The following is a 21,928-nucleotide window of genomic DNA, read 5'->3' as shown; positions in this document are numbered from 1 at the left end:
TTCACTAGATATCACTTTTCATTGTTGTCAATACCCTTAACTTATTGGCATTGAGACTAAACTACAGATTTTTATTTTCGATTCATTTGTTCAAGATATACGGCAAGCACGGCAATATCTGCCGGATTAACACCAGATATTCTGGATGCCTGTCCCATTGTCATAGGCTGTACCTTACTCAGCTTCTGACGAGCTTCTAAAGAAAGGTTTTCAATATCTTCATAGTTAATATTCTCTGGAAGTTTTCTTTCATCCATCGCATGTAAATGCGCTGCATCACGTTTTGCTTTATTAATATATCCTTCATATTTTATTTCAATTTCTACCTGTTTTGCAACGGTATCTTCAATTTTATGATCAAGATATGGCAAAAGTGCTTTCATTGTAACCTTTGGACGTTTCAAGAGCTCATTGGCACTGATGCCATTATGTAATGGTTCATAGCCTAAAGAAATAAGATAATCATTGATTTCTGATTTTGGTGTAAAACGTACCGTATCTAAATAAGCCATTGCTTCTTTGATATGTTTTTTCTTATCCATAAACTTTTGATAACGTTCTTCTTTGATTAAGCCAATATCGTGTCCATATTCACTCAAGCGTAAATCCGCATTATCGTGACGTAATAATAAACGATATTCTGCGCGTGAGGTTAATAATCGATATGGTTCTTTTGTTCCTTTGGTCACAAGATCATCAACCATTACTCCGATATATGCTTCATCACGATGTAAAATCAGTGGCTCTTTACCATCCAGTTTCAGGCTAGCATTGATACCTGCCATCAAACCCTGAGCAGCTGCTTCTTCATAACCGCTTGTTCCATTGATTTGTCCTGCTGTATAAAGGTTCTCAATAATTTTATTTTCTAAAGATGGCTTACATTGTAAAGGATCTATTGCATCGTATTCAATCGCATAAGCGTATTTTTTTATACTGCAGTTTTCCAGACCTGGCAGACTATGTAACATCTGATCCTGAATATCATGTGGCATAGATGTAGAAAATCCCTGAATATATGTTGTATCCAGACTTTCACTTTCTGGTTCTAAGAAAATTTGATGACGTTCTTTATCCGCAAAACGTACAAGTTTATCCTCAATACTTGGACAATATCGAGGGCCAACGCCCTTGACCAATCCTGAATACATCGCAGATTTATTTAAATTATTACGTATGATTTCATGTGTTTTTGAAGTTGTATACGTCAGGTAACATACGACCTGATCTTTAAATGGACGAATATGGGTAGTTTCTTGTGAAAAACAGATAAAATCATCCGTGCCTGGCTGTACCTCTGTTTTAGAAAAATCAATAGAATCCGTATATACACGGGCAGGTGTACCAGTCTTTAAACGAAATGTTGTAATACCCAGATCACGCAGGCTCTGGCTTAATTGATTGGTTGTCGGCTCATTATCTGGACCACTTGGTGTAGAAGTATGCCCTACCAAAACCGTAGAGCTCATAAAAGTTCCTGTTGTCATAATCAATGCCTTACATGGTATGATTTGACCATCCTGTTGAAGAACACCTGTGATTTTTCCATTCTCCGCAAGGACTTTTTCCACACACATTTCTCGCACTTCCAGGTTTTCCTGATGTAGACAAACCTCTTGCATATATTTTTTATAAGCGATTTTATCTGATTGTACACGCAAACTTTGTACCCCCGGACCTTTTGTGGTGTTTAGCATCTTGAACTGCAAAGCTGTCGCATCTGCGGCTTTTCCCATTTCACCGCCAAGTGCATCAATTTCACGTACTACGATTCCTTTTGCAGGTCCGCCAACACTGGGATTACATGGCATAGATGCAATCATATCAATATGCATGGAATATAAAATAGTTTTTTTATTTGTACGGGCACAAGCAAGCGCCGCCTCTACACCTGCATGACCTCCACCAATTACGATAACATCTACCATATTCATTCCTCCATTCTAATGAAATTTTGTTCCACATCTAGGGCAGTAGCAGACATTGGAACCAATACTTGCACCACATTTGGGACATGTTCTTTCTTTCGCAAATAACTCACGATCAAATTCATAGCTGTATTCTTTTTTTATCTCTTTCCTTCTCATATTTAATTGAAAAATATATCCACTAATCAATAAAGAAACAATCGCAAGAACACTACCTGTGACAGTATATGTCATATAATGTTTTATAAAAGCATATATTGCTGCAGCTGCGCATAGGATTCCAGCTATTAAAAAGATTGTAAACATAGTCCAGCGTTCTTTTAGACATAAACGTGAATAACTGTTTTTCATATAACGACCTTCTTTCTTTTAAGGAATCCTGCCTTAAAAATATTCCTATCGTTCTATATTATAGACTACTTTTTTGTGAAATAATAGAATTTTTTTATCTTTTTAGTGATAACACTTTCTTTTCCTATAATTTTTTATATTCTTAACTTTGTTTGCTATTTTCCGACAAAATCTGTTCTCGCTTTCTGATATCCTTATAGAAAAAGATACATAACACTGGTGCCATGAAACACCATGCAATGGGTTCCGCTAATGCAACCCCCAAATAACCCGTATAAGGTATAAGCAAAAATGTTGCGGCTGTTTTTGTGATCATTTCAATCGTACTGGATACAATTGGTATTTTGCCATTGCCAAGTCCCTGCAAGCCATTACGATAGATAAATAGAATCGCTAGTACAAAATAAAACAAAGACATCACTCTTGTATAGAAAGCTGATAAAGAAATGACCTCTTTTTGGCTTGCGTCTACCAAAAGTGTGATCAGCACATCAATACAGGTATACGATATCAAGATTACGATAATTACCCAAATCAATGCGATGACAATACTTTTCTTCATCCCTTCACGTATGCGCTGATATTGTGCAGCGCCTAAATTTTGTGATACAAAGGTAGTATCCGCAATCGCAATACTGATCAATGGCTGCATAAACATCTCCACAATCTTTCTCGCAGCTGTCTGAGCCGCAATCACACTTTCACCAAGAGAATTTACAGCACTTTGTAAAATCACTGTTCCAAGTGATACGATAGAATTCATTAACCCCATAGAAATCCCCATACTGATTTGACGATGGTAAATTGCTTTTTCCACATGAAAATCTTTTTTCTTTATGATAAATATTGGATATCTTCTTTTTATATATAGAAAGCATAAAACAACGGAGAGCATCTGTGCAATCACAGTCGCAATACCTGCACCAGCAATCCCCCATGAAAAAATTGCGATAAACAGATAATCTAAGATCACATTGCTGATACTGGCGATAATCAAAAAGTATAATGGCGTCTTACTATCTCCAATTGCCCGCAGCATGCTCGCAAACATGTTGTATAACATGGTAATGCATAAGCCTCCATATAATATGAACAGATAGCCGTCTGCCATATCAATAATACTGTCTGGTGTCTGTAGCAGCTTTAAACTTGGACGTTTGATTAGTAATGCCACAATCGTCATGACAATTGTGGAAAGTATACAGAAACGTACACAGCCAGCGCATGCATGTCGCATGCCTTCTTCATCTTTTGCGCCATAGTATTGGGCAATCATAATACTAGATCCCATAGCGATTCCACTTGCAAAGCCAATAATCAAATTCGCAAGCGATGTGCTGGCGCCCATTGCCGCAAGAGCATTCACACCAAGGATCCTGCCTACCATCATGGTATCAGCCATCGTATAAAACTGTTGAAATACATTTCCTAATAATACCGGTATCGCAAAAGCTAAAATCAGCTTCATTGGATTTCCTTTAGTCATATCCTTCATTTGATCACCTGCCTGTCTAGTGCCTCATTTTATCACATTGAAAAAGAAGATGCAATTAACATCTTCTCATCATCTGTATCAAAAACTGAAATATTTTTGGTGCATCCGCTGCTTTTAAAAGCTTCATAATTTTCGATGCATCTTTTGTTAACATGCACATTTCCCCATTATTTTTTTGAAGCTGTATCATATGGTTGCCAAAAGCCTGATTTCCGATTGCATATTCTCCATATGCATGATCTCCAATCGCCAGAATAAATCCTATCGATAATGCACCATAAGCATATACACCAATCGCAAGGGCACCGATTGCGATATATCCAATCGCAACTGCACCTAATACAAAAGCACCAAGCGCCAAAGCACCAGCAGTAATCAAACCGACACTAATTGCCCCAAAGGATAATAAGCCTGCACTGAGTGCACCAATTGCGACAACACCGATTGCCTCATTGCCGATTGCGATAATCCCCTTTGCACAATGAAATTTACCATCATGTCTTGGTCCTTTTCCCACATTGATATGTACAAGAGGAATTCCAGCAATATGGATAGAAGAACGATATTCTTTCTGCCATCCATATATATAATGTATTTCTTTTGTAATTTCTTTTTGTGGTTCTATTTCATTTCCTAGTAATGTATCTATATTGACAGATAATGCTTTACTCAATATTTTTAAATTCTCCATATCTGGATTTGCGGTTCCATTTTCCCATTTACTAATTGCCTGCCTGCTGACATGACATAGCATTGCTAACTCTTCCTGGGAATATCCTTTTTCTTTTCTGTACTTATACAATTGATCTTTAAATTCCATTCTATCACCTCTTAGACATTGTATCATTATTACCACTATAATACGAGATACACCCATATACAATTACGCAACCAGTGGTAGAATTGCTCTTTATTCTACAAAAAAAGGATATACGTTTGTGTATATCCTATTCCTTTGTTTCATCATAGTCATCGCTTTTTGTAAGTTCCTTCATGGCTTCTTCAAAGCTGACTTTTTCCTGCTTTTTCTTTTCTTCATCCTGTGAAGATGGTGTATCATCATAATGCTGAATATCATCATGTAATACTTCCTGTGCAGCTTCATTATCTGCCTGAATCTGCTGTTCCACATCGTTTGCCATTGCCTGCTTCTTCAAAGCATCTTCAGGGGAAGTAATGGTACCATATTTCACAAGGTTATTAATCTGTTCACTAGTGATGGTTTCTTCTTCAATCAATGTATCCGCAATCAGAGTCAATAAATCGATGTGTTCTGTAATGATCTGTTTTGCACGTTCATAACATTCATTGATGATCTTACGGATTTCTTTATCGATTTCGTAAGCAATTTCACCAGAATAGTTGCTTCCAGATCCATAATCTCTGCCTAAGAATACATTGCCTGTACCATCATCATATTGAATAGGTCCAAGACTAGACATACCCCAGCTTCTAACCATTGCCTTCGCAATTTTTGTAGCTTTTTGAATATCATTGCTGGCACCAGCAGAAATTTCATCAAAGACAACTTCTTCCGCAACACGACCACCCATTAATCCAGTTATCTGTGCCATGAAATCAGCCTTTGTCGGCATCATCTTTTCTTCTCTTGGTGTCATCAGGTTATATCCGCCTGCTTCTCCACGAGGAATAATTGTTACCTTTTCTACCATATCTGCATCTTCCAGTTTAATTCCAATGACAGCATGTCCTGCTTCATGGAACGCAACCAGACGTTTTTCTTTATCTGTGTATTTTCTGGATTTCTTCGCAGGTCCCATCATAACACGGTCAATTGCTTCATCCAGATCCTCCATTGTAATCATCTTACGTTTATCACGAACAGCTAAAATTGCACCTTCGTTCAATACGTTTTCCAAATCAGCACCAGAGAAGCCTGGAGTACGTTTTGCCAGAGATTCTAAAGAACAATCTGGCGCAAGCTTTTTATTTCTTGCATGTACCTTCAAAATTTCATATCGACCTTTTTTATCAGGCAGATTTACTGTAATCTGACGGTCAAATCGACCACTACGAAGCAATGCAGGGTCTAATACATCCGGACGGTTTGTTGCGGCGATAATCACGATACCTTTATTTTCACCCATACCATCCATTTCTACTAACAACTGGTTCAGGGTCTGTTCACGTTCATCGTTTCCACCACCCATGCCAGCACCACGCTGTCTACCGACGGCATCAATTTCATCAATAAATACGATACATGGAGCTGTCTGCTGTGCTTTCTTAAACATATCACGCACACGGCTTGCACCAGTACCAACAAACATTTCTACGAAATCACTACCACTGATAGAGAAGAATGGAACATTCGCCTCACCAGCTACTGCTTTTGCTAATAATGTCTTACCAGTACCTGGAGGACCTACCATCAGCATACCTTTTGGGATACGTGCTCCCATATCAGTAAACTTCTTAGGATCTTTCAGATAATCAATAATTTCTTTTACTTCTTCTTTTTCTTCATCACAGCCCGCTACATCTTTAAAACGAACCTTGATATTTCCTTCAATTCTGGCTTTTGACTTACTAAATTCAAAAGCTTTGTTGCTGCCGCCACTATTCATCTTCGTAAAGAAGAAAATGGCAATACCTGCTAACAGCAGATAAGGGAATACATTGATAAAGAACTTCATCAGGAAGCTTTCCTGATTTGGATCTCTTGTTGTTAAAACAGTGTCTTTGTTTTTGCTTAATGTTTCTGTCAACCATTTCACATTTGTTTCTGTGTTAGGTACACTGACTTTGAAACTTTTGCTTTCTTTGCCTTGTTTGTACGTACCACTTACATCAATGACAGTAGATCCCATAGACATTTCAACTTTATCAAAATCAAGCTTTTCCGCTTTATTCATGAATTCGTTGTAATTAAACGTTGTTGTGTTGTTTCCGGTTCCATAGGATACAAGGACTGCCAATATCGCAAGAATAAGTAAGTAGGGCCAAAGACTTATGACCTTCTTATTGTTCATACGCATGTCCTCCTTTTTTTATTTATAAACTTCAGGTTTTAACACACCAATATAAGGTAGATTACGATACTTCTGGTCATAATCCAGACCAAAACCAACGACAAATTCATTTGGTATTTCAAAACCAACATAATCTGCCTCAATCTCTACCACACGACGATCAGGTTTATCTAATAAAGATACAACTTTAACATCTTTTGCACCTTTATTCATCAATAACTTGGTTACTTCTTTTAATGTTCTACCAGTATCTACAATATCTTCTACCAATAAAATAGACAAGCCCTTCACTGAGCAGTCTAAATCCTTATCAATACGAATATCTCCGATAGATTCTGTTCCCTGATAACTGGATACATCCATGAAGTCAAATTGGATGTCCAAATCTATATGTTTGATGAGCTCTGCCAAGAAAGGAACACTTCCCTTCAACAAAGCAACCACCAATGGTGTTTCATTTGTTTTTCGGTAATCATCACTAATTTGTTTACCTAATTCACTACTGCGTTTTACAATTTCTTCTTCTGATACTAAAATTCTGTCAATCACATCTCGCATGAGTAATCCTCCTAATACAGCTACAATCTATTTTAACACAAATAGCGTCGGATTGTTAGAAAAATGTGCAATATCACAGCCTATTTTTGGCACTAAAATCACATTTCCATCCTTATTCACAACCACTGGCCATACTTTACGTTCTTTTTTGGGAATTTTACGGTCAATAAACCAGCGATTCAGCTTTTTTGTGCCAAAGCGCAACTGAATCTGATCGCCTTTTTTCGCATTGCGGATTGTGATAGGAAAATCATCCTTCGTTAATGTAAGTGCCTCTACACTACTGCCTGTTTGACTGATACAAAAATAAGGTGTTTTCTCAAATTGAATATGTTCATAGGTATAAGCATAAGCAACCTCATCCTTCAGTTCTATACAAAGCTTACCATATTCCTGATAAATTTCATATTGATTTGCAAGTTCTCTTGACCATCCATCTCTGCCTGATTGAATTAACTGAATCAGCTGTCTGATTTCATGGTGATTAATAGCGATATGCATCTTGTCATATAAGAGATAATGCAAGAAGCTTTGGATATCTTCTTTTGACAATTCAGATAGCTCTTGTACTGTATATTGCCAATTAGATATAAACCGTTCCCACTTGTGATTAGTTTCCTGTTTCTTTATATTCTCCTGACGGATTTGTTCATTCAGCTCCTGTTTTTCCTGATAACTCATCTTTTCAATAATTTGATGACGGATACGGTTCCTTGTATAATCATCACTTAAATTCGTTTCATCAATTCCATAAGGTACCTGATAACGATGGCAATAGTCCATCACATCTTGTTTACTCATAGATAATAATGGACGAAGGATACGACAGCCTTTGATGATCGTACACGCTTGAATACCCCACACCTTTCCTTCACTATGGCGTTGTTTCTGCATCAGATAAGTTTCCAGATGATCATCCAAATGATGTGCTAACAGCACTGCTTCCCCATGGTATTTTTCTAACAGTTCAGCGTAAAAATGATACCGTTGTTCTCTGGCAAATGCTTCAAAATTACCAATACATTCTTTTTCCTGCATACGAACAACACAGGGAATATCATATGCCTGTGCATAGTCTTCCACGATTTTCATATCACGATACGCTGATTCCCGTATTTGATAATTCATATGTGCAATCACAAGAGAAATCCCCTCTCTTCTACACATATCTAATAATGCCATAGAATCAGGACCACCGCTGACACCTATAACATAAGTTTTTGTTTTATCGATCTTTTCTAATTTCATAGCCGTATTATACAAAACAAGACAGGTTATTGCAACCTGTCTTTCTTAAGATTTGGTAATATTTGCAATGATAAAGGTAGAATCATCTTTTCTTTGGCTTTTCTTTAAGATATCAGAGAAGATTTCCACATCATCTCGCAGGGTATCTGCTTTGCGTTCTCTCATCCATTCATAAAATTCATGTGTTTCTATGCCATCACTCATCATGATAAATTCATCTCCATCTTCTAACTCAATGGAAAAACAATCCGGCTGCATGATAGACACAATCCCAACAGGCAATGCATTTCCATTAATTTCATAGATTTTGTGGTTTCTCAACAGATAGGTAGGACAAGCTGCTGATTTTGATATATAGGCAACACCAAGGGCATAATTGAAGCATAAAACATCGAGCGTCGCAAAGGTATCACTTTGAATCAGTTTGTTTATGCATTTGATTGCGGCATCCTGGGTTATACCGCTGATCATCATGCGTTGGAATATACTGGTAATCAATTGGGAACTTTGAGCTGCTCGTTCCCCATTACCCATTCCATCAGATATCATACATACCATACTTTGACGAAAACGAAATACGGAGAAACTGTCCCCATTCCCTGTAAAAGCATTTTTTACGCTATCCGCTAAAGCATCGATATGAAAAGGTATCGCATCACTCATACAAATATGGAAACCATTCAAAAATCTTCGATTATGTATTTCATCCATTTCCAGATTCCTGTGTAATAAAGCTTCCATTAACGGTTTTAATGTTGTTTTAATTTCTCCTCGTTTGATATTGGAAATATCCATGACGATTCTAAGATAACCGGCTTTCGGCTCTTCCATCAGAAAATCATCCACGATATATTGATAGCCTTCCAGTGCTGTCACAATTCTTTGTTGGTCTTTATAATGACTATCTGCTTTCGATATCACATCTGCATTATATCGCAAGGCTTCTGCCATCGTTTTTAACAGTTCGCTTTCTTCACTGCTCATTTTCGCATAATAACTGGCTAATGATTGAAAGATACTGGCATAATTCAACATTTGGCGTTTTAATAAACCCTGATCCTGAAACCGGTTGATCACAGGTGTTTCTTCTTGTAGGCACAGACCTTTCAACTTTTCTTTTTTTATCGCAAGCAAAGCCAGACAAAACAGAAAATAACTGGTAGAAGCTATATCTTTTACGGTATAGATACCAAGTGCAAGAATTAATACAACAGCTGATTTTTTATCTTTTTGAAAAACACTGATTAATAAAGGAATTACCATCATGACCCATGGTACCCCTATACAAAGATATGCCAGAATAAACAAAGTCAATAAAGTCAAAGGCTGGGCCACCACACCAATCAATGTAAAAATCACCCATCCGACTATTGCACAATAACTTTGCAACAACTGTGTACATAACAGATATGTCCCAAATAAAATCAATGCGGCAATACATTCTGGTAGTACATAACGATTCTGTATCCAGCTGTATTCTTTACATAACTGTTTCATAAAAACATAGGTACAAAGCGGCATGATTACTACTTCTTTCACAAAACCAAACTGCTGAATACTATAAGGAATGATGATTGCTGTCACAATCAACGCAATCGCTTCATAAAGATTTCGTTCTAATAATCGAATCATATGTACAATAATAAAGAAACATGTAAACCCCAGTGCATAAAGATATGTGTCAAAAACCCCTCTTGTGAGTGACATTAATAAAACAAAGAATACGACAATTGTGCTTTCCCTGGTATTACGCATATACGACATGGCACAATAGATAAATACTAACATATAGGCAAATGGTGAGCCAATACTTCCAAGTAAGATGGAAATGATCGCACAACAGATATCCTGTGCATGAATCTGGTATCTGCTTTTCTCCTTACCCAAGACTGCCTTTTCCACAAAATCACCTCTTTCTCAAACATTCTAAAAGAAAGAAAGTGTTGTTTCTGTCGTAATTTGTCTGTCACCGCATGTTTTTTTCTTTCTCCTGATACTTTATGGTTCTAGAAATTAATCCAGACAATCTTTCACACGCTCTTTAATATCTTTAAATAATTCACTTTTTTTATCCAGATGTGCTTTGATATCAATGATTCTTGCGGTATTGATCCATTTGGCATCATTGATAAATAAAACAGACTCTTTATTCATACCTTTGATCTTGCCTAATCGCATCAAATGTTTTTTCCCATTAGGATTTTCTTTTCCATATGCCTGATGATATGCAGCTTTATTTCCACTCATTGGCACCACAAATGCCTTATTGTGAAACATGGTCACAATCAAACCGAAATGTTGATATCCGATCTCGTTGATGTATGCTTCTCCATAGTCAATGAAACAGATATCCCCAACACGTATGGACAATCCCATTTCTATACAGTTATTAAAATGTCTACGTATTCTTAAATTCTGATCACTGATCATTCGTGGAATAGCTTCCTTCACGGGCAAAGTCTGATAATCGGCACTTTTCTCTTCCACATACAAATCCCACAACTTATTCCAATGTTTACTATTGGATACACTTTGTTCTTTATACTCATCTTCTAAAATTTCATATAATTGTTTTACTTCCATCTGCATTACCTCCTGTGAGTGTAAGGATACAACAAATGTAAGCGTTTGTCACAAAAATGAAAAATAATTATATTTTTTCGTGAAAAATGATGATTTACTTTAAGTTTTTTTCCATTTTCCACACAGTACATAAACAAAAAAGACCAATCAGGTTTTCCCTTGATTGATCTGTTTTACATCATAATTAATTCATCTTTTTCTTTCATCATCATGAAAAACAAAAAGCATATAGATAAGTATAATGGTTTTATTTCACTTTCACAAATATAACTTTCTTGATTTTCCTGTATGACAATCATCTGGTTTTCATATCTGATCAAACAGCCAGTTACTGTCTGTTTCAGATATATCTTAAAACCATCTAGATGTAATATCAGACTTTCCTGCTTATCATCATATATTGCTTTTCCACGATACTGATCATTTTTATAATGATAAATAATACCATCTTTTGTTTCTTCAATATATCCATACCCAATCTGTGTATTGCCTTTGGTCATTTCCAAACGTGTAAATTTCTTATGCAGAACATATACCATATGACCATTTGTATCCAGCATTTGCCAGCGTTGATATTTCTTTCTCCAGATATACTTCACGTTTTATCACTTCTTTTATATAATCAGATAAGCAATACCGCCAATCACACCTGCCACAATCATAACGGTTGTTGGACTTGGTTTCCATTTTCTTAATACGAAAACACATACCGCAAAAATCACAACTGCCAAAATATCTGTTTTCTCAAGCATAATTCCACTTTCTCCCCAGAATGCCAGGATTCCAATAGAAATACCTGCTGCCGCAATCAATGAAACAACGGCTGGACGAAGTCCTTGCAACACTCCCTGAATAATTTTTAAATCACTATATTTGTAATATAAATAACCTAACAACAACATTAACACGATGGATGGGAATACACATCCGATTGTTGCGACGATTGCGCCGGGAAATCCAGCCACCTGAATACCAACAAATGTCGCAGAATTTATCGCGATCGGTCCTGGTGTCATCTGTGAAATCGTAATGATATCACTGAACTCTGTCATCGTCAGCCAGTTATGAATACTGACAACCTGATTTTGAATCAAAGGCATAGCTGCATAGCCACCACCTACAGAAAATAATCCAATCTGTAGAAAGCTCCAGAATAATTGTAAAAATATCATAATTCAGCATCCTCCTTTGTTTCATCTTTCTCCATAGGTTCCTCCTTGTGAAGATAATGATCGATTACCATTTGTAATACACCCAACGCTCCACAAGCAAGTACGATCACGATAACATTTACCCCAAAGAAATAATTTGCGATAAATGCGCCAAACATAACAATTGTTGGAATCACTTGTTTTTCCTTTAAAACACCTGAACCCATTGTCCAAACAACATCACAGATAACAGCCGCAACAGCAGACTGCATGGCCTTCAAAACAGCATTCACCACAACATTATCACGGAACGCCGCATATCCAATAGATATCACAGATAAGATAATCAATGGTGGTAAGACGGTTCCCAATACTGTAATCATAGCTCCTTTGATACCTGCAATACGATATCCTAATAAAATAGAAGCATTTACTGCGACAGCACCTGGTGCACTTTGCGCAATTGCTGCTAAATTTAACATTTCTGTTTCATCAATCCAATCTAAATCATCCACAAACTTTTTCTTCATCAGTGGAATAATGACATATCCTCCACCAAATGTGAATGCACTTAAATAGAACGTTGAAGTAAATAATTTTTCATATGTTTTCCAACCCTTCTTCATAACATCATCTCCATTTCTCTCTTTTACTTGTATTATAATCGTTGCATCATCATAAGTAAAATATTATAATTAAATAGTAGTTATATCATTTTACTTATGATAGGAGGCACATATGAATATTCGTCATTTACGTATCTTTCTTACTGTCTGTGAAAGTGGCAGTATGACACAAGCCGCAAAACAATTGTATATCTCACAACCATCGATATCTCTTGCGATATCAGAACTGGAAGATTATTATGGTATTCTTCTATTTGACCGTATTTCACAACGTTTATATATTACACAGGCAGGCGAAAAATTTCGCCAATATGCCCAGCATGTCATTCAGTTATTGGATGAAATGGAAAGCAATATCAAAACTTGGGACCATACTGGTACCATTCGCATTGGTGCCAGTGTAACCATAGGCAATTATTTTATGCCTGAGATCATCTCTACCTTTAAACAGCGTTTCCCTGATTTAGAAATCACATTGCAAATCAATAATTCCGATAACATCAAAGCTATGGTATTAGAAAACAAGATTGATGTTGGATATGTAGAAGGCAACGTTCGTGATGAATATCTGGAACGCATCACCTTATTAGAAGATTATCTGACTTTGATCTGCGCCACAAATCATCCTTGGACAAAGAAATCTAAAATTTCTCCAACTGAACTAGAAAAAGAAAAATTCCTACTTCGTGAAGTAGGAAGTGCTGGAAGGGAATTATTTGATTCCTATGCACAATTACATGCGTTATCTATTACACCTGTGTGGGAAAGTACATCTTCTCAAGCCCTCATTCGTGGGGTAGAAAAAAATCTTGGGGTATCCATACTCCCATATCTGCTTGTGAAGGATGCCATTGATGAAGGAAAAATCGCTTCTGTACAGCTGGAAGATGGAGAATTATCCAGAAGCTTTTCCATCATTTATCATCGCAATAAATTTCTGCCAGAAACTTTTCATGATCTTGTGGAAATCTCAAAGGATTTCTCTAAAACCATTCGATATCAATAAACCTAATGATCTATCATTTATTTATAAATATATCATCCTTTAACTTTTACCATAATCTTATCTAAAACATCATCTATGTCCACATGATATAAAGGTTTATTACCTTTTTCATATTCAAAAAGATAATTTTGTGCTTCCTGTATTATTTTCTTTATATTTTTTTCTATAAATGCCATAACTAGTTCTTCCTCAAAATCACCTCCCATATGATATGGTAAAAAAAATTCTTTAGTGATAGGAAACATTTTAGTATAATGTAGACCATGATGTCTTCCATCTCTAGTTTTTTTTCTTTTTGGTAATGAAAAAAAAGTACCCTTTGGTGCATTGCCAATATTGGAACGAAAAGGAATAGCAAATGTATATTTATTATTTTTATAACTCAATTTTAATAAAATCAAGCATGGTCTCTCTTTACTTTCTTGCCCCAATTTTTTCATAATTTCATCGTCTGGTGAAAATAAGTTATAAAATTTTTGTGATATAGATACAATTTTAATTTTTCTTTTATGTAAACTGCTCATCAGAATCCTCCTTATAACATAAACAGACTCTTTTTCAAGAGTCTGTTTCTAAATGATATTCTAATTTTAAGTCCCGTCATTCTCGGAGACAACACTTACAAATGAATGATATTCTAATTTTAAGTCCCGTCATTCTCGGAGACGATACTTACAAATGAATGATATTCTAATTTTAAGTCCCGTCATTCTCGGAGACAATACTTGATGAGTCAGCATCAGGGCTACCCTTCAATCATATTTTAACACAGGACTATAAAAAGTCAAGCAATTAAAATACTTTTTTAATATACATTTTTTTCTTTTAAATTCATTAATGAAAATTAAATCTGTTTCCTGTTTTCCATACCATTGCACATACAAAAAGAGAAACAAATTATACATCTGTTTCTCCTATTTTTGAATATCATTCTGTATTTCTTTTTGTGATTTCTTTTTATATATCATATGATATAACTGTAAACAACGTTTTTTTATTCCTTTGATAATTGATAATATAGGATGAAACTGTTTTGATATCATACCACTTGTTTCAATAAACAGTTCTACCACAATGGCAATAATAAATAACACCAAAAATCCAGTACCTTTATTCACAAGATATAAATATGCGGTAAATCCAAACAGTGCTGTAACAATGTATAGAATCAATACTGTATTTCGATGACCAAATCGCTGCATCAGTAAGTGATGCAAGTGCTTTTTATCTGCTTCATTGAATTTATGTCCGCTTAGTTTTCGTCTTAATATAGCACCCAGCGTATCCACAATTGGTACTGCCAGCAAAAGAATTGGTAATGCAAGTGTCATAATCGTAGAGCTTTTGAATCCCAGCAATGATATTGCGGAAATAATAAAGCCCAAAAACAATGCACCACAATCCCCCATAAATATACTGGCTGGATGTAAGTTGTAAAACAGAAATCCAAGAATAGAACCCGCAAGCAATAAGGACATCGTTTCAATATCCAGTCTTGCTTCTACCACTGACATACAGGCAATTACCACAAGAATAATCGCACAGATACCACCAGATAGACCATCTAATCCATCAATCAGATTAACAGCATTGGTAATACCAATAATCCATACAAATGTCACAATAAAGGAAATAATTCCCATATCAATTGTAATACCAAATGGTAAACGTATGACATCTAAACTTACTTTTCCCACAACCATTAATACAATGGCAGCCAGACATTCGATTGCCAATTTGTATTTTGGTTTGAGATCCACCATATCATCAATCAGTCCACCAAGGAACATGATGGTTCCACCGATGAGGATTCCATTGATTGTTGCATCTGTCTTCATAAAACACGCCATACACACGATGAAAGATACATAGATGGCTACACCGCCAATTCTTACGATTTTTCCACTATGTACCGTTCGTTCATTCATTTGAGCATATATCTCTAATTTAACCGCAATCACTTTAAGAATGGGTGTAATCAGTGCAGACATGGTTAATGGAATCAACAGATATTTCAGCCAATCCATAGATCCACCTCGCTTTTTTTATCTTACCATATGAAGGTTTTCTAACAGAATACCAGTACCTTCCGCTACACAGCGAAGTGCATTTTCTGCCACATATACTGGAATATGTAATTCATTACGCAACAATTCATCAATGCCATGAAGCAATGCTCCACCACCTGTTAATACAATACCTCTTGTGACGATATCACTTGCAAGTTCTGGAGGTGTCTGTTCCAGAACTGTTTTACATGCACGTACAACATCCTGTAAACTTTCACGCATACTTCCTTCGATTTCATCACTGTTTAAGGAAATGGTTGTAGGCAGACCGCTTACTAAATCACGTCCACTGACTTCCATTGTTTCATGAATACTGCCTTTCCATGCAGTACCGATATTTTTCTTAACTTCTTCTGCTGTACGATCACCGATCAACAGTTTCTTTTCTTCTTTTACAAATTTGATGATATCACGATCCAGTGTATCACCTGCGATTTTTAATGAGGTACTTGATACAATTTCACCAAGGGAAATAACAGCGACATCGGTAGTACCACCACCAATATCCAATACCATACATCCACTAGGCTTTCCAATATCCAATCCAGCTCCAACAGCTGCAACTTTTGGTTCTTCTTCGATATAAACCTTCTTTGCACCTGCACGATATGCTGCATCACGAATTGCATTTCTTTCCACACTTGTAATATTACTTGGGCAACAGATTAGAATAGTAGGACGTTTAAACATTCCTTTAATTGCCAGCTTCTTGAAGAAGAAGTTCAGCATAATTTCTGTTACTTCAAAATCTGCGATAACTCCATCCTTTAATGGACGAATAGCAAGTACTCTGCCTGGTGTTCTACCAAGCATATCTTTCGCTTCCTGTCCTGCAGCAAGACATTTTTTTGTTTCTGCATCTATTGCTACAACGCTAGGTTCGTCAATAACGATTCCTTCGCCTTTTACGTACATCAATAAATTTGCCGTTCCTAAGTCGATTCCAACTTCTTTTGAAAACATGTATTCTCTACCTCCGTTTCGCGCATGTACATTATATCATAATTTTTTAATTTAAAAAGACTTAACCTAACGTTTCTTAAGGAACCTTAAGAATTGTTTTTTATAAGAAAATAGTACCTGTTATCGGTACTATTTGATTTCTTCTATGGTTTTGTCATAGATCGTTTCTGGATCAATGATCGCTCCTGTTTTGGTCGTTACAATATGTAAGTGGTTTCCCAGATCTTTATTGTAGATATTCGCACCAGCTTTACCAATCACAGCGCCTTGTTTTACTTCATCGCCCTGTTTCAAACCAGTTTCACCAAGACTTTGATATGTGATATCTAAATCATCTGTTGTAATCGTCACACTCTTACCAAAAACAGAATCATCTTTTACTTCACTCACTTTGCCAGAAAAGCATGCTGTTACATCAAATGCCTGATTATCAAGTGCATAATCCATGCCCTGATTGCCACGGAATACACCTTCAAATTCTGTAATGCTGTCAACCTCGCCTTCACTTCCATCAAAGTAATCTAATACCACTTTCGCATCTACCTGAAATGGCTTTTTCGCTTTTTCTTTGGCAGCATTAGCCGGCAGGGTTAATACGGGTACATCATCTTCATTGAATACTGCTGTATCCTTTTCTTTATTCAATGTGTATTCATAACTCAAAAAGGCAACAGCTACCACAAGTAATGCAGATAAACCTACGATCATTTTTCGCTTTGGAAACTTCTTTTTCTTTGTATAACTATACATTTCATCACCTCTATTGGTGAGTATACCCTTGATGAAATGCTTTATACACGTTAATTTTCCACTTTATTCCAACGGCTTGCTGGATAATTTTTTGCGATATTCACTTGGTGAAATGCCAAAGCTTTTCTTAAATACCTTATTAAAGTAGAATTGATCATCAATTCCCACCTGCATGGCAACATCTTTGATCATATAATTATCATCCTTTAAAAGCTCTTTGGCTTTCTTCATCTTACGCTCATTGATAAAACCAATCAGATTCATACCTGTTTCATTTTTAAAGGTACGGCTCAGATAGCTTTCACTCATACCAAATGCTTCCGCAATCATCTTTAGCGTTACTTTCTGTGCAAGATGTTCTTCTACATAGGCAATGATCTGCATGATATTTTTCTTATATTTATCCGAACCGGTAGACCACAGCCATTTACATATTTCTTCAAAGGAACGCTCTACATTATCACAAAGCCGGTCAAAGGTTTCACTGGCATAGATATGGCGATGTAAAAGATCAAATGGATATACTTCTTTCATTCCTTTCACAATCTCATTTCCTTCGATATTATTCAAAATAAATATAATATATTCTTTGACAGAATAAGGTGCAATCCGGTGCACCTTCATATAATGAAGTGTTTTTTGTACGAGTGCATTAACCTGTTCGATATCTTTTGATGATATAGCCGCAAAGATATTGGTATGAAAATCAATCTGATTCATATCTAAATCTTCAAAATCAATGGATTCTTCACTTAATAACAATGTACCTTCTCCCTCATAAAAACGTTTTTCATGTGAGGACAAGATATCCAGATAGCTCTGATAGAAAGTGGAGATATCTTTTTCTTTTGGGGATACGATAACGGATAATGGCAAGTCCAGATATTGAGATATATTACGGATAATGCTGTTACAAATATTCAATACACGTATTTTTTCTTCTCCATGAAACATCAAAACACCAGAGTGATTGCTTAAAAAGATCATCAGGTATGGCATGGAAAAGGGAATCGTTTCTTTGATTAAATCCTGTAAATTCTGTTTCAGCTTGGTATGATCACGTACTTTGTTTTCATAAAGGATATTGATATTGTCTATCCGGAAGTATGCCATTTGATAATCTTTATGATATGGTGTAAACACTGGCTGTTGCAGGGTTGTTAAGAATTCTTCTTCCTCCATCACATGTTCGTTTTTCCTTAAAATCATACATTGTCGCAGCTGCATCAACGCCTGATCTTCTTCTTGTGAGATATTCGCATGTTGAGATTCACAGTTTTCTTTGACCTGTTCGATAATGGTTTCCAGTTCTTTTTCTTCTAGTGTAACTTTTAATAAATAATCAAATGCACCGGCTTTCATCGCATCACGCACCAATTCAAAATCGGAATAATTGCTTAATGCAATCACTTGTGTATTGGTATTTTCACTTCTAATCTTTGTGATTAGTTCAATGCCATCCATTTTCGGCATCTTTAAATCTGTAATCACTATTTCCGGGTGTGCTGCACAATAGATATCATAAGCTTCCTGCCCGTCTTTGGCGAGTGCAATCACTTCACAATCTAATGCTTTCCAATCAATCATATTTTTCAACGTGATACGAATAAGATTTTCATCATCTGCAATCAATACCTTATACATGCCTATGCCCTCCTATTTATCAATTTTCCAGCGGCAGCAGCAACGTTGTGATTGTGCCAACATCAATCACGCTTTCAACTTTCATAGAATATGTATCTCCATACATTAACTGAATACGTTCCTGTATGTTTTTCATACCGATACTAGATAATTTCTTGTTGCTGGATACTGAATCTTCTACACAAAACCCTTTCCCGTTATCCCCTATTTCTATGCAAAGATAGCCATTTTTTTCTCTTGCGCGGATGGTTAGTATTTGATGTTCACGATCTTCTTCAAATGCATGCAAAATACTGTTTTCCACAATTGGCTGTAATAAAAACTTTAAAATCTTTTTTTGTTTGATATTTTCATCTATATTATATACCGTTTCAAATAAATCGCCATATCGAAGTTTTTGAATAATGATATAATTTTTTACATTTTCTATTTCTTCCTGTACACTTACCATTTCATTACTATCCACAATGGTATTGCGAAGCAGTTTCGCAAGCGCATTGATGCCTTCACTTACCGGCTTGTCTTCATTTAAAATCGCCAGATATCGTAAAGTATTTAACGTATTAAACAGAAAATGAGGATTGATCTGTGCCTGTAACAGCTGTATTTGTGTTTCTCTTCGCTGCTCCTGTTCTCTTTGCACAGTCGTTAATAATTCTTCAATTCTTGTTAACAGATCATTAAATGTAGTACTCAAATGATGTAATTCATCTCTTCCTCCATCCTTGATTTTGATGGTTTCCAGATTATCTTCTCGAAAATCCTGCATGGAAGACAACATCGCATTGATTGGATCATGCATACTGTGATATGTTAAACTTGCACACAACAACAATACAATCATGGCAATCAAGCAATATACCAGTATCAGATTTCTAAAGTTATGAATTTCTTCAAATACATGATCACTGCTGACCATATCCATGATTTTCCAATCCATGCCTTCAATTTGGCGCAATGTCACAATATATTCCATATGATTTATTTTTGCCATTTGATCATCTATCTGAATTTTCATTTGATAAGGCAGACTGCTTTGTCCAAAAAGGATACAATCATTTTCATCTAATATCTGGATTGCATTAGTTTTACTATTTTTTTCAGTAAACAAAGGCGCAAATACTTCTTTTGGAAAATATGCATATACACTGCCAATCAAGGTATCATCTTCTATAATCGTACTGATATACAACATTTTATCGATATCATGTTCATAATACCAGCCCTGCTTATGTTGATGAAGCAGATTAGAAATACCATTAGACTGACCACTTTCACCAATCAGTTCTCCCTGGCGATTATACAACTGGATCAAAGTGCTTTCCATATTGTTGCGGGATCGCTCCATGATCTGTTTCTGTGCATCTGTTATGGTCTTATTTTGTATTATCTGAATACATGAATTTTTTTCACTGAAATTATCCACCTTGCTTTTTAAACGTTCAGCATTTAAAGACAGATTTTCTTCTGCCATGGTGATGAGCTGGATACTTGCCTGTTCACTTTTCTGAAGCAGCACAGATCTGCTAAAGGAATAGTAAAACATAAAACATATCAACATAAGAATGCTTGGCAATATCGCAAAGCCAAACAAACGCTGCTTTATGCTGAATCGTCGTATCCAATCATTAAATCGTTTGAGATAAAATGTTTTCATTTAAAATCCCATGGATAACGACAATAAAAATTGTCCACAAAGATATGCTAATGCCATGGATAACAGCAACAGCAGCATCTGTGTTTTACCCGGCTTACTAACATTTGTGAATTTTTGAAATTGTACATTAGATAATGCCCAAAAGCTTAAACAAAAACATATGAGGTAAACGCTAAGACGTACGAGAAAATAAATCATAGGAAGGTCCTCCATCTTTTAATTATTATTATACGGTCTGAAATGCCAAATGTAAAATAACATCTTTATTTTTTTTCAATTTTCTGCGGTTTTTATCACAAAAAAGATTCATTACGTCTGAATGATATTTACATTGGTTTTAGATTTTTGTTTAATCGTTCCACCATCCATTTGATACGATGCTTGCGCCCAGTTTCTGTTTTAGCGTCAAGATAAGCCTTTGTATATGTCTTTTTCACAGATGGTGACATTGCCATAAAATTCGTATAGGCAGGTTCATATGCTTTTAATATATCCGCAAGCGAAGCGATTTGTTGCTCTGTCACTGGTGGTGCTTTGGGACGATCCCATTGACCATTCTGCTTTGCCTCTTCTACTTTTGCTTTTCCATGTGCTGTCATCTTTCCTTGTTTTTCAAGCTCCATGACAATTTTCTTATTTTTATCTGACCATTTGCTGTTTGATCGCCGGATAGAAAAATATTTCTTATATGATGTATCATCAATGCGCTGCATCACACCATCAATCCATCCAAAACACAATGCTTCTTCCAATGCCTCTTTACTGCTTAATGTCTTTGGACCATTTTTCTTCCCAAATAACAGCCATACACCATGTTTTGATGTACCGTATTCTTCCAGCCATGAGCGAAATTCTACCCTACTAGAAAATGTTAATATTTCATCCATCTTTTTACCTCCATCATGC

The 21,928-nt window shown here is 36.0% G+C and carries 21 protein-coding genes; 1 reads left to right on the top strand and 20 read right to left on the bottom strand.

Annotated features, from left to right (window positions below; translation table 11 throughout):
• Positions 1-71: 71 nt before the first annotated feature.
• The 12 genes from mnmG to DW761_RS16270 form a co-directional block, all read right to left on the bottom strand.
• Complete coding sequence (gene mnmG / locus DW761_RS16325) at positions 72-1,928, bottom strand: tRNA uridine-5-carboxymethylaminomethyl(34) synthesis enzyme MnmG (RefSeq protein WP_117518777.1); 1,857 nt, start codon at positions 1,926-1,928, stop codon at positions 72-74.
• Positions 1,929-1,943: 15 nt separating this feature from the next.
• Positions 1,944-2,279 (bottom strand): hypothetical protein, encoded by a 336-nt coding sequence (locus tag DW761_RS16320; protein WP_117455618.1) that lies wholly within the window; start codon positions 2,277-2,279, stop codon positions 1,944-1,946.
• Positions 2,280-2,421: 142 nt separating this feature from the next.
• The gene (locus DW761_RS16315) at positions 2,422-3,774 is read right to left on the bottom strand and encodes an MATE family efflux transporter (RefSeq protein WP_117455616.1); all 1,353 of its coding nucleotides are present in this window, start codon (positions 3,772-3,774) and stop codon (positions 2,422-2,424) included.
• A gap of 55 nt (positions 3,775-3,829) precedes the next feature.
• Positions 3,830-4,594, bottom strand: a complete 765-nt coding sequence (locus tag DW761_RS16310; protein WP_117518776.1) for a helix-turn-helix domain-containing protein — start codon at positions 4,592-4,594, stop codon at positions 3,830-3,832.
• 127 nt (positions 4,595-4,721) lie between these two features.
• Positions 4,722-6,767 (bottom strand): ATP-dependent zinc metalloprotease FtsH, encoded by a 2,046-nt coding sequence (gene ftsH / locus DW761_RS16305; protein ID WP_117455612.1) that lies wholly within the window; start codon positions 6,765-6,767, stop codon positions 4,722-4,724.
• A gap of 18 nt (positions 6,768-6,785) precedes the next feature.
• Positions 6,786-7,325 carry a hypoxanthine phosphoribosyltransferase gene (hpt, locus tag DW761_RS16300; protein ID WP_117455610.1) on the bottom strand — a complete coding sequence of 180 codons (540 nt, stop codon included), beginning with the start codon at positions 7,323-7,325 and terminating at the stop codon, positions 6,786-6,788.
• Between the two features lie 27 nt (positions 7,326-7,352).
• Positions 7,353-8,573: a tRNA lysidine(34) synthetase TilS gene (gene tilS / locus DW761_RS16295; RefSeq protein WP_117518775.1), complete on the bottom strand. Its 1,221-nt coding sequence runs from the start codon at positions 8,571-8,573 to the stop codon at positions 7,353-7,355.
• Positions 8,574-8,618: 45 nt separating this feature from the next.
• Positions 8,619-10,475, bottom strand: a complete 1,857-nt coding sequence (locus DW761_RS16290; protein ID WP_117518774.1) for a SpoIIE family protein phosphatase — start codon at positions 10,473-10,475, stop codon at positions 8,619-8,621.
• 111 nt (positions 10,476-10,586) lie between these two features.
• A complete protein-coding gene (locus tag DW761_RS16285; RefSeq protein WP_117518773.1) occupies positions 10,587-11,156 on the bottom strand; it encodes a hypothetical protein in 570 nt (189 codons plus the stop codon).
• 173 nt (positions 11,157-11,329) lie between these two features.
• Positions 11,330-11,755 (bottom strand): hypothetical protein, encoded by a 426-nt coding sequence (locus tag DW761_RS16280; RefSeq protein ID WP_117518772.1) that lies wholly within the window; start codon positions 11,753-11,755, stop codon positions 11,330-11,332.
• Positions 11,756-11,770: 15 nt separating this feature from the next.
• On the bottom strand, positions 11,771-12,328 hold the full coding sequence (locus DW761_RS16275) for a chromate transporter (protein WP_117453954.1): 558 nt from the start codon (positions 12,326-12,328) through the stop codon (positions 11,771-11,773).
• Positions 12,325-12,933 (bottom strand): chromate transporter, encoded by a 609-nt coding sequence (locus tag DW761_RS16270; protein WP_117518771.1) that lies wholly within the window; start codon positions 12,931-12,933, stop codon positions 12,325-12,327. Before DW761_RS16270 ends, DW761_RS16275 begins: the two co-directional genes overlap by 4 nt.
• Positions 12,934-13,045: 112 nt before the next feature.
• On the opposite strand from DW761_RS16270, the gene DW761_RS16265 reads away from it, so the two are divergent.
• Positions 13,046-13,939, top strand: coding sequence for a LysR family transcriptional regulator (locus tag DW761_RS16265; protein ID WP_117518770.1), 894 nt, complete (start codon positions 13,046-13,048; stop codon positions 13,937-13,939).
• 32 nt (positions 13,940-13,971) lie between these two features.
• Here the strand turns inward: DW761_RS16265 and DW761_RS16260 are convergent, their stop codons facing one another.
• From DW761_RS16260 to DW761_RS16225, 8 genes are all read right to left on the bottom strand, one after another.
• A complete protein-coding gene (locus DW761_RS16260; RefSeq protein ID WP_117518769.1) occupies positions 13,972-14,463 on the bottom strand; it encodes a hypothetical protein in 492 nt (163 codons plus the stop codon).
• A 390-nt stretch (positions 14,464-14,853) separates the two neighbouring features.
• Positions 14,854-15,966: an MraY family glycosyltransferase gene (locus tag DW761_RS16255; protein WP_117453957.1), complete on the bottom strand. Its 1,113-nt coding sequence runs from the start codon at positions 15,964-15,966 to the stop codon at positions 14,854-14,856.
• Between the two features lie 18 nt (positions 15,967-15,984).
• Positions 15,985-16,971: a rod shape-determining protein gene (locus DW761_RS16250; RefSeq protein ID WP_117453958.1), complete on the bottom strand. Its 987-nt coding sequence runs from the start codon at positions 16,969-16,971 to the stop codon at positions 15,985-15,987.
• Positions 16,972-17,100: 129 nt separating this feature from the next.
• Entirely contained in the window at positions 17,101-17,721 is a 621-nt protein-coding gene (locus DW761_RS16245; protein WP_117453959.1) for a M23 family metallopeptidase, read from the bottom strand.
• A 63-nt stretch (positions 17,722-17,784) separates the two neighbouring features.
• Positions 17,785-19,365, bottom strand: coding sequence for a response regulator transcription factor (locus tag DW761_RS16240; protein WP_117518768.1), 1,581 nt, complete (start codon positions 19,363-19,365; stop codon positions 17,785-17,787).
• Between the two features lie 19 nt (positions 19,366-19,384).
• Entirely contained in the window at positions 19,385-21,022 is a 1,638-nt protein-coding gene (locus DW761_RS16235) for a sensor histidine kinase (protein ID WP_117453961.1), read from the bottom strand.
• On the bottom strand, positions 21,023-21,220 hold the full coding sequence (locus tag DW761_RS16230) for a DUF1146 family protein (protein WP_117453962.1): 198 nt from the start codon (positions 21,218-21,220) through the stop codon (positions 21,023-21,025). It abuts the gene before it with no gap.
• Positions 21,221-21,348: 128 nt separating this feature from the next.
• The gene (locus DW761_RS16225; RefSeq protein WP_117518767.1) at positions 21,349-21,909 is read right to left on the bottom strand and encodes a YdeI/OmpD-associated family protein; all 561 of its coding nucleotides are present in this window, start codon (positions 21,907-21,909) and stop codon (positions 21,349-21,351) included.
• Positions 21,910-21,928: the final 19 nt, after the last annotated feature.

The sequence above is a fragment of the Absiella sp. AM29-15 genome, from assembly GCF_003434225.1.
GTDB classification, from domain to species: Bacteria; Bacillota_I; Bacilli_A; order Erysipelotrichales; family Erysipelotrichaceae; genus Hoskinsella; species Hoskinsella hominis.
Note: the sequence above shows the minus strand (reverse complement) of the source record. Positions and strands in the feature narration are given on the sequence as shown.